Raw genomic sequence first — 9,685 nt, 5'->3', positions numbered from 1 at the left:
GGTAAAATACGAAAATAGCCGAGGCATCCCTGGCCTGTCGCCAGGACAGGCTTGCCTCGGATGTATCGAGATAGACTGGGGGAAGCAATGAAAAGAAAAATGGTTTTAAAGGATGAAGAAAGAGAAGAGTTAACAGCACATACAATTGAGTTAAATAACAGTAAGGCTGGATTAATAGAGACAGAAGAAGCGATACTTATCCATAGTGGAGCTAAGGCGATAGAGGGTGGACATGTAGAACTCAAACAGTCAGGTGCCATATCTATTGATGGTGATAGGGTTGATGTCTCACAGGGTGGTGCATTCATTATGCGATCACAGCAGATAAATATCACTCAGGGCGGTGGTATCCTTATAGCCTCAGGCGAGGCTAATCTCCAGGTCAGTGGTGCACAGATAATGTTAGCAAGGGAGGATATAAACGTTGAACAGGGCATTGCTGGTATCATGGCTGCCAAGAAGATAAAAGCAGATAACTCAGCATCGTTACTGATGATTGCTAATACCGTAGAAGGGAATGTCAAGACATTATTGGACTGGCGTGGCGCAGTTGCACTTGGTGCAACTATTGGCAGCATCATCGGCTTTACATGGCTTATGAAATCCAGAAAATAATCTAAGGAGTAGTGATACCTTTAAGTATCTTCCACGACTTGAGGAGGTCTATCGCCCTCTGAAGCTGGATATCATCTTTTTCATTTATAGGAATAACCTCTTCTGTTATCTCGGGTTTTAATTCTTCTTTTATTTGTTCATTCTTTAAATGACGTTCAAGATCCCTTTCCTTTACGATAGGATGTATTTTTACGCCTTTTGGTTTCATGGCAACGACAATATCAGGTGTTATACCTGTGTTCTGTATAGATTTTCCATTGGGTGTATAGTATTTTGCAGTGGTTAGCCTTATTGCTGAGCCATCGTTAAGTGGCAGTATTGTCTGAACAGAGCCTTTCCCGAATGTCTGGTTGCCGAGAATAATAGCCCTCTTCCAATCCTGAAAAGCACCAGCCACAATCTCTGAGGCACTTGCACTACCTTCATTTACAAGCACAACCATAGGGACATTTAAGTAGATACCTTTGTTGTCTGTGTGGTAGTCATTCTTTTCTCCTGTTCTTCCCTTTATAGATACAACAAGTTTACCTGAAGGCAGGAACTCTTGAGCGACATCTACCGCTGAATTAAGCAGCCCTCCAGGATTATTTCTAAGGTCAAGTATCAGGGAAGAAATACCTTCCTTTTCAAGTTTTTTTATCGTATTACGAAGATCTACATCTGTTCTTTCCTGAAATTGTATCAATTTTATATACCCTATCCCGTCACCAATCATGTGTGATTTAACACTCTGGACCTTTATGATATCCCGCACAATAGTATAATCCTTGGGTTGAAGTTCTCCTTCTCTCATAATTGTTATGGTGACTGTTGTTCCTTTGGCACCCCTCATCTTTTTCACGGCATCATACAGCGATATATCCTTTGTAAAAACACCATCTATCTTAATTATCTTATCACCTGATTTTATACCCGCTCTCTCTGCGGGTGTTCCTTCGATAGGAGCTATTACTGTAATAACACCATCCTTAACACCGATCTGGATACCAATCCCCCCGAATTCCCCTTTTGTATCAATCTGTATCTCTTTATATGCCTGAGGGGTCATAAATGAAGAATGTGGGTCGAGGGAGTTTAACATACCCTTTATGGCACCATAAACCAATTCTTTTGTTTTTATTTCTTCAACATAATTTTTCTGTACCAGTGATAATGCTTCTGAAAATGTCTTGAGCACTTCATAGTCACTGACATCTGTTGTTCCACCAACCGACCATCGTCCGACCGTTATGCCAAGCACGGCAACGATAGTTATTATTAAAATAAACTTAATCGTGCTTCTTGTTATTTTGGGTTTCATGGTTCCTCCTTTTAAAGGCAATTATCAATGATAAATTATCAATTGTTAATTGCTCATTTTTATTACTATTGTCTTTTTCTTAGCCATACCAATGGGTCAAGTGGTTCACCATTGTGTCTGATCTCAAAATATAACCCTGCCCCTTTTAGAGAGCCGGTATCTCCTATTTTGCCTATGACCTTATTCCCTGTAATAATTTCTCCCACTCTGGCATATGTCTCAGATGCATGGGCATATACGCTATAATAACCTCCACCATGGCTCAATATTATTACCATACCATAGCCTTTGAGCCAATCAGCATACATAACCTTACCTTCTGCAACAGCCTTTATGTCATTACCTGATGGCGCCTTAATCTCGATGCCTTGCTTAAAAATCTTTGTATTAAATTCAGGGTCTCGCTGAGTTCCAAAGAATCCAACGACTTTACCATCAACTGGCCACAGGAGTTTACCTTTAAGCGACACAAAACCTTTACCATAGTGAGGAGTTATATCCTTTTTGCGTGCAGATTCCTTTAGTAATCTCTCAAGACGTGAGGAAGCCTCCTCGAGTTCTTTTATCAGTCTTTCAGAAGAAGACCGCTCACTACGAATACTCGCAAGTAACAATTCTTTTTTATCCCTTTCCTCTTTTATCTCTCCCTTTTTCTTTTTGAGACGATTCCTGTAAATCAGAACATCAGACTTATATCTTTCAAGCATGAGTTTCGATGCATTTAACTCTTCTATATCTGTTCTGTAACGGTTCAACATCCTGTTGTCTTCATCTGTGAGTATCTTCATATACTTGTAATTTCTGAGAATGGTGGGGTAATCATTAGATGTAAATATCGCTTTGTAATAACCTGTCTTCCCTTGTTTATATAATGTCCTTAACCTCTCTATGAGCTTTGATTTTCCTTCCTGTAGCCGCTCTTCAAGTATATTCAATCTTCTGTTCGTATCCTCTATATTTCTCTGTGCCTGTAAGAGTTTTTTATTATAAGACCTCAGCTCACTATCTTTTTCTTTCAATCGCTTATCTATAGCTTCGATGCTTGAAAGGATGGAGTGTTCCTGTTTTACGACCTTTCCTATCTTCTCCTTTTCTTTGTGAATGCGGTCTCTGAGTTTTTTTAATCTATCCCTATCTCCTGTAGCAAAAACATCCTCAGTCGGAGCCGTCAATATAATCAGTAGAATAGAGACGAATACGGCAATTCTGTATTTCATGGCATTACCCTCAAAAATCTATTAATAGAACTGAGGCTTCCGATGATGCCGAGAATTGGACCCACAAGGACTAATCCTGCGATGAGATAGCGAGGAAGAAAAGAAGGGTTTGAACTTACGAGAAATAACCATGGAGAAAGAATAAGATTCTGTGTAAACAAATGATATACAGCACTGAGTATCAATATAGCTATGGCGCTCCCTACAGCTCCCTGAAACATCCCTTCTATAATAAAAGGTGTTTTTATAAATCCATTTGTTGCACCGAGTAACTTCATTATCCCAATCTCTTCTTCTCTTGCATAGAGTGATAAGGAAATCGTGCTTGATATTATAAAAATTATTGCCACTGCAAAGAGGCTTCCTATAAAGAATCCTGTTATTTTAAGAAGATTTAGAAAAGCAATAAGATTAGAAAACCACTCTTCTCCATATTGAACCTCATCAACACCATCGAGTTTGCTAAATCTTTCTGATAGTAACCTTATAAATTCTATGTATCTGAATTGTTTTTCTATCTTGAGTTCAAATGAGGCTGGAAGAGGATTGCGACCAATCCCTTCAAGTAACCCCTCTTTCCCTTTAAGAGACTGCCTGAATTCTTCCATTGCTTCTTCTTTTGAGATAAACCTTAATTCTCTTACCGCATTTTCACCTTGAATATATTCCCTTATGTGTTTTATGTTTTTATCTGTAGCAGTATCCTTAAGATATATCGTAATCCTAACATATTCCCCCCAGTTCTGAAGAAGTGATGTGAGGTTCAGATACACGATAAGAAATATTCCAAATATCGAAAGTGCTGTTGAGATTGTCAGAACCGTAAGAAGATTTGCCAGCTTGTTTCTGGAAATATTGATCATTCCCTCTTTGATAAAATATGGAATGTTTTGTAGGTTCATTCAATTAAATTTTGCATTTTTTAACTGTATTGCGCTGTATATATCGCTGGGTTATCCTCCGTTATACACCCTTTATTTAAAGTTATAACCCTACTTTTAAACTGCTGTATCAATCCCTGATTATGTGTTGCAATCAATACTGTTGTCCCTCGAATATTTATTTCTCTGAAGAGATTTATAATTTCCAAAGATCTCTCAACATCGAGGTTGCCTGTGGGCTCATCTGCTAACAACACAGCCGGTTCATTAACAACAGCCCTTGCGATTACTAACTTCTGCTGTTCTCCACCAGAAAGGTGTTGTGGAAAACTATCCATCTTATGCGAAAGCCCAACAAGTTTTAACACCTGTGGCACCCTTCTCTTGATCTCCTTATGAGATGTTCCCATAACTCTCAGGGCAAATGCAATATTCTCAAATACCGTCTTTTTTTGAAGTAGTTTAAAGTCCTGAAATACCACACCTATATTTCTTCTAAGGTAAGGGATACTCCTCCTTCTTAACTTTGCCACATCCCATCCTGCAACAAATATCTGACCCTCCTCAGGTCTTTCGGCACAGTAAATCAATTTGAGTAATGTAGTCTTGCCTGCACCACTTGGACCAGTCAGAAAAACCAGTTCACCCTTTTCTACTCTCAGGTTTATATCCCTGAGGGCTGATACTTCTTCATTATAGTACTTTGTTACATGATACATCTGAATCATCTTTTCTTACTCATCGCCTCTCTTGCTGCCACCACTATATCCTCAGCGGTAATCTCATAAAGTTTCATAAGACCCTCTGGTGTACCTGAACATCCAAATCTATCTTTTATTCCCACTCGCCATACCAGCACTGGGAATACCTCTGACAAGAATTCAGCTACCGCACTACCAAGTCCTCCGATAATAGAATGCTCTTCTGCTGTCACAATCGTCCTGCTTGTCTTTGCTGCTTTAAGAACAGTCTCTCCATCGAGGGGTTTAATAGTCGAGATATTGATGACCCCTGCATCTATTTTTTCATCTCTCAGGATTTCAGCTGCACGCAATGCCTCACTTACCATAATCCCAGTCGCAAGTATATTTACATCCTTTCCCAGGCTCAGGACATAGGCACTTCCTATCTTAAATCTATAATCCTCTTCAAATATTACAGGAACCTTCGCCCGCCCGAGTCTCACATACACAGGACCTTTATAATCTGCAATCGCATTTATGATTGCAACCGTCTCGGTTGCATCAGCAGGAACGATGACTGTCATGTTTGGTAAGACCCTCATTACCGTAATATCTTCTGTTGATTGATGAGAAGCCCCATCTTCTCCTACAGTAATCCCTCCATGGCTCGCAACAAGTCTAACATTTAATTTAGGATAACAGATAGATTGTCTGATCTGTTCCCATGCCCTTCCTGTCTCAAATATAGCAAAGGTACTTGCGAATGGGAGTTTTCCTGCAAGTGCAAGCCCTGCTGCTGTCCCGATCATGTCCTGTTCGGATATGCCCATATTGAAGAACCTTGATGGAAACTCTGCTGCAAACCTTTCTGTCTTTGTTGACCCTGAAAGATCCGCATCGAGGACAACAACATCTTCCCTTCTCCTGCCAAGTTCCAGTAATGCTGCACCGTAGGCATCTCTTGTTGCTATCTTCTGGCTCATACCACCAAATCCTTATCTTCTAACTCCAATAATGCAGTGGCTAATTCTTCAGGCGTAGGTGCTATACCATGATACCTTGCCTTACCTTCAAAAAATGAGACACCCTTTCCTTTAATAGTATGTGCGATTATCATCGTTGGTTTACCTTTAACTTCCTCTGCTTCATCAAAGGCAGATAGTATCTCCTCCATATCATGACCATCTATCTCTATGGTGTGCCAGCCAAACGCCCTCCACTTATCAACGAGAGGATCGATTCCCATAACATCCTTTACCCTTCCATCTATCTGAAGTCCGTTGTTATCTATAATTGCACAGAGATTATCAATCTTATAGTGGGATGATGTCATGGCTGCTTCCCATACCTGTCCTTCCTGCGTCTCTCCATCTCCAAGAAGGACATATACTCTTGCATTATAGCCATCTAATCTCAGCCCCAGTGCGATACCGTTTGCTATGGAAAGTCCCTGACCGAGCGAGCCTGTCGATGCCTCAATACCGGGAAGTGTGTTTTTACTGGGGTGTCCCTGTAAGGGGCTATCTATCTTTCTCAGGGTAGTCAGCATATCCATCCCGAAATATTCTGACCTTGCAAGGACAGCATAGAGGAGGGGGGCTGCATGCCCTTTTGAGAGGATGAACCTGTCTCTCTCCTGCCACTCTGGATTATTAGGGTCATGGCGCATCTTGGCAAAATACAGCGCAGTAACAATGTCGGTTGCTGAAAGTGAGCCTCCTGTGTGCCCTGAACCAGCGATTGTAAGCATCTTAAGGATATCTATCCTGATCATCCTTGCTGTCTTCTTAAGTTTAGCAATGTCAGCTGTCTTAATCTCCACAGGTTTTTCTCCAGTTTTAATAAATTTGTTTTAAATTATATAATAATGGTATACAATTATCAAGGGTAAAAGTCATACCTCGTTGAACTTGACAATGAATCTAACTAAGGGATATTATTTATCAGGTTTGAAGCCGAAGTGGTGGAACTGGCAGACACGCCAGGTTCAGGGTCTGGTGGGGGCAACTCCGTGGGGGTTCAAATCCCCCCTTCGGCACCAGGAAAATTCAAAATGCAAAAATCAAAATGCAAAATTTTGAAACAGAGTTCGAGCCGTCCATCTCTATCCAAAGGACGGGGCAATCTGGTATTTTTTGTAATTATTGCAGCATTTAACATACTCCTCTTTTACAGTTTTACATTCGGCTCTGAGGATATAAAAGATACCAAAAAATATACCGTCAAAAAGGGTGATACATTATGGGACATTTCAAAGGCACTTCTTGGTGACCCATTTCTATGGAAGAAACTCTGGGAGGAGAACCCTGAGATAAAAAACCCAGATAAGATTTATCCTGGTCAGGTAATAAATATCCCGGTTGTAGAGAAGGAAAAGTTAGCTGAAGAAGAGAAAAAACCTGAACCAGTAGAAAAGAAGGTTGAGGTCGAGAAAGAAATGCCCGTTACTCCAGTAAAGAAAGAACCTGTTGCAGTTAAAGAGCCTCCTACCAGAGTTGTTGCTGATGTCAATCTTATTGCCTCAAGTGGATACATCACTGATGAGATACCTGATAAAAATATAGTTGTTTCATCAGGAGGAGAGAAGGTTATACTCAGCAAAGGTGATAATGCCTTATTGGACAGCAATGGTAAAAAGATAGGCGACAGGTTTATGATTGCTCGAAGTATAAAAAAGGTTTACCATCCTGTGACAGAAGATTTTCTCGGCTATCTTGTTAAGGTCCTGGGTGATGTGAAGGTAGTAAGGATTGATGGTAAGATAGCTATAGCAGAAGTAATGAACTCATATGATTATATTGCTGTGGGTGACAGGGTATTGCCATATCAGGAACTGAACCCATTAATCATCCCACTTGAAAGAAAGGTTGAACAGAAACAGGTGAGAGGACATATTGTAGAGATTATAGATGACAGGGTAAGAGGTGCCTTTATGGATATAGTCTATCTCGATAAGGGAAGTAGAGATGGTTTAACTGCAGGTGATATATTTAATATCTTTGAAGAGGGTGGTAAGATAAGGCATCCTCTATCTGGAGAGAAGGTAGCAATCCCTGATATGCCTATCGGTCAGGTGCAGGTTATTGCTTTAAAAGAGGAAACATCCACTGCAAAGGTTCTCAAGTCAATAAAAGAAATCAAAAGAGGAGATATATTTATCTCACACTGACTTTCGAAGGACGATCACCGCATTCATTCCACCAAAACCGAAGGAGTTTGTGAGTGCGATTTCAATTTGCTGTCTTCTCGTTGTATTCGGCACATAGTCGAGGTCACATTCAGAGTCAGGCATTTCATAATTAATGGTGGGTGGTATTATGCCTTCGTAGATACTCATCGCTGTCGCTCCTACTTCGAGTGCCCCTGATGCGGCAAGCATGTGTCCTGTCATTGATTTAATTGAACTTACAGGTATCTTAAAGGCATCTTTATTGAAGACCGTCTTGATTGCGAGTGTTTCAACTCTGTCATTCTGCAGTGTGGATGTACCATGTGCGTTTATGTAATCTATTTCGGATGGAGATATATTAGCATCCATCAGTGCTTTCCTCATGGCCATAACAGCACCGCTTCCATCAGGAGGCAAATCTGTCTGATGGTAGGCATCTGTAGATGAGCCATAACCGATTATCTCTGCGTATATCCTTGCATTTCGCTGAAGGGCATGTTGCATTTCCTCAAGAACCAGTATACATGCTCCTTCAGAGAGAACAAAACCATCTCTGTGTCTGTCGAAAGGTCTGCTTGCCTTCTGTGGTTCATTATTTCTGGTAGAGAGAACCTTTGCTGCGGCATAGCCACCAAGAATTAATGGAGAGATGGATGCCTCAGTCCCTCCAGTAAACACCAGCTCAACCTCACCCCTCTGAATCATCCTGTATGCCTCTCCAATTGCATGGGTTCCCGAAGAGCAGGCAGTAGAGATACCGAGGCTTGGACCATTAATCCTGAGTCTTATGGCTATATAACCTGCTGCCATACCAATGGTAGACATCGGTGTATAAAATGGTGTTATGCCATGAGGTCCTTTATGAAGATATTGATTATATGATGCCTCTGTGGATAATATTCCACCACGACTTGAACCGATTACAACACCATATCTTTCTTTTTCTGTTGATTCGAATCGAACTTCAGAGTCCTCAACAGCCATCAATGCAGAGGCAGTAGCATAGTGTATGAATGGATCGAGCCTTCTCAGCCCCTTTTTGGTGATAAATAAACCAGCAGAAAAGCCCTTAATCTCTCCAGCAATCATGCTCGGAAAATAGGAGGCATCAAAGCGGGTTATATGTGCTATGCCAGATACCCCTTCACAAAGGGCACTCCAAGTGTCCTTCATAGTATTTCCAAGTGGTGTTACCGCACCTATGCCAGTTATAACAACACGTCTCTTCATGAGATGAATAATGAACAATTATTAAATTACTAATTCATCATTGATAATTGCTAAGTATGATAAATGCAATGTAGTGTCATTGTCAACCATGAAAAGATTAGTGGTTTATATTAACATTTGACTACATGTGTCTATTCGTAATATACTTTACTAAGATATGGATCTTCAGGACGACCATTACTGTTTTGTATGTGGTAAGAAAAACCCCATCGGACTCAGACTTGATTTCTATCTCGATAAGGATGCAAAAAGTATGACCACTGAGTTTACACCTTCAAAGATACATCAGGGATATAAGGACATAGTTCATGGCGGGCTTATATCTACTGTCCTTGATGAGATTATGGTGAAACTCGTTATTGGTCTCGGAATGATTGCAGTAACAGCCTCTATGGAGATAAGATTGAGAAAACCTCTTGTAGTCGGTGAAAGGATTACTGTCAGTGCAAGGTTGCTTTCAAAATCGAAGAGGCTTATTGAGGCAGAGGCTAAGGCAGTAAAGGATAATGGCAGTGTGGTTGCTGAAGCACGGGGAAAACTTATCCCTTGGGTAGAAAAAAGGGATTCAAGTGGTCAAGTGAAAATTTAAA

The 9,685-nt window shown here is 40.6% G+C and carries 10 protein-coding genes and 1 tRNA gene; 4 read left to right on the top strand and 7 right to left on the bottom strand.

What is annotated here, in order from left to right:
* Positions 1-87: 87 nt before the first annotated feature.
* Entirely contained in the window at positions 88-615 is a 528-nt protein-coding gene (locus AB1488_04735) for a hypothetical protein (GenBank protein ID MEW6409402.1), read from the top strand.
* 1 nt (position 616) lies between these two features.
* Here AB1488_04735 and AB1488_04730 read toward each other — a convergent pair whose 3' ends face one another.
* The 6 genes from AB1488_04730 to AB1488_04705 all read right to left on the bottom strand — a co-directional run bounded on the left by AB1488_04730 (position 617) and on the right by AB1488_04705 (position 6,518).
* The gene (locus tag AB1488_04730) at positions 617-1,915 is read right to left on the bottom strand and encodes a S41 family peptidase (GenBank protein ID MEW6409401.1); all 1,299 of its coding nucleotides are present in this window, start codon (positions 1,913-1,915) and stop codon (positions 617-619) included.
* 65 nt (positions 1,916-1,980) lie between these two features.
* On the bottom strand, positions 1,981-3,132 hold the full coding sequence (locus AB1488_04725) for a peptidoglycan DD-metalloendopeptidase family protein (GenBank protein ID MEW6409400.1): 1,152 nt from the start codon (positions 3,130-3,132) through the stop codon (positions 1,981-1,983).
* Positions 3,129-4,034: a permease-like cell division protein FtsX gene (gene ftsX / locus AB1488_04720; protein ID MEW6409399.1), complete on the bottom strand. Its 906-nt coding sequence runs from the start codon at positions 4,032-4,034 to the stop codon at positions 3,129-3,131. Before ftsX ends, AB1488_04725 begins: the two co-directional genes overlap by 4 nt.
* A gap of 20 nt (positions 4,035-4,054) precedes the next feature.
* On the bottom strand, positions 4,055-4,741 hold the full coding sequence (ftsE, locus tag AB1488_04715; protein ID MEW6409398.1) for a cell division ATP-binding protein FtsE: 687 nt from the start codon (positions 4,739-4,741) through the stop codon (positions 4,055-4,057).
* On the bottom strand, positions 4,738-5,679 hold the full coding sequence (locus AB1488_04710) for a transketolase family protein (protein MEW6409397.1): 942 nt from the start codon (positions 5,677-5,679) through the stop codon (positions 4,738-4,740). Before AB1488_04710 ends, ftsE begins: the two co-directional genes overlap by 4 nt.
* Positions 5,676-6,518: a transketolase gene (locus tag AB1488_04705; protein MEW6409396.1), complete on the bottom strand. Its 843-nt coding sequence runs from the start codon at positions 6,516-6,518 to the stop codon at positions 5,676-5,678. The genes AB1488_04710 and AB1488_04705 overlap by 4 nt, the downstream gene beginning before the upstream one ends.
* A gap of 132 nt (positions 6,519-6,650) precedes the next feature.
* On the opposite strand from AB1488_04705, the gene AB1488_04700 reads away from it, so the two are divergent.
* Both AB1488_04700 and AB1488_04695 read left to right on the top strand, forming a co-directional pair.
* Positions 6,651-6,737, top strand: a tRNA-Leu gene (locus tag AB1488_04700).
* Positions 6,738-6,773: 36 nt separating this feature from the next.
* Complete coding sequence (locus AB1488_04695) at positions 6,774-7,865, top strand: LysM peptidoglycan-binding domain-containing protein (GenBank protein ID MEW6409395.1); 1,092 nt, start codon at positions 6,774-6,776, stop codon at positions 7,863-7,865.
* On the opposite strand, the gene fabF is transcribed toward AB1488_04695, so the two are convergent.
* Complete coding sequence (gene fabF, locus AB1488_04690) at positions 7,857-9,095, bottom strand: beta-ketoacyl-ACP synthase II (protein MEW6409394.1); 1,239 nt, start codon at positions 9,093-9,095, stop codon at positions 7,857-7,859. The two genes, AB1488_04695 and fabF, sit on opposite strands and share 9 nt — an antisense overlap.
* Positions 9,096-9,252: 157 nt before the next feature.
* On the opposite strand from fabF, the gene AB1488_04685 reads away from it, so the two are divergent.
* A complete protein-coding gene (locus tag AB1488_04685; protein MEW6409393.1) occupies positions 9,253-9,684 on the top strand; it encodes a PaaI family thioesterase in 432 nt (143 codons plus the stop codon).
* Position 9,685: the final 1 nt, after the last annotated feature.

Source organism: Nitrospirota bacterium, assembly GCA_040756155.1.
GTDB lineage: Bacteria > Nitrospirota > Thermodesulfovibrionia > JACRGW01 > JBFLZU01 > JBFLZU01.
Note: the sequence above shows the minus strand (reverse complement) of the source record. Positions and strands in the feature narration are given on the sequence as shown.

Coding starts and splice junctions, on each gene's coding strand:
- AB1488_04725 (MEW6409400.1), bottom strand. CDS start 3,132: ATGAAATACAGAATTGCCGTATTCGTCTCTATTCTACTGATTATATTG.
- AB1488_04710 (MEW6409397.1), bottom strand. CDS start 5,679: ATGAGCCAGAAGATAGCAACAAGAGATGCCTACGGTGCAGCATTACTG.
- fabF (MEW6409394.1), bottom strand. CDS start 9,095: ATGAAGAGACGTGTTGTTATAACTGGCATAGGTGCGGTAACACCACTT.
- AB1488_04730 (MEW6409401.1), bottom strand. CDS start 1,915: ATGAAACCCAAAATAACAAGAAGCACGATTAAGTTTATTTTAATAATA.
- ftsE (MEW6409398.1), bottom strand. CDS start 4,741: ATGATTCAGATGTATCATGTAACAAAGTACTATAATGAAGAAGTATCA.
- ftsX (MEW6409399.1), bottom strand. CDS start 4,034: ATGAACCTACAAAACATTCCATATTTTATCAAAGAGGGAATGATCAAT.
- AB1488_04735 (MEW6409402.1), top strand. CDS start 88: ATGAAAAGAAAAATGGTTTTAAAGGATGAAGAAAGAGAAGAGTTAACA.
- AB1488_04685 (MEW6409393.1), top strand. CDS start 9,253: ATGGATCTTCAGGACGACCATTACTGTTTTGTATGTGGTAAGAAAAAC.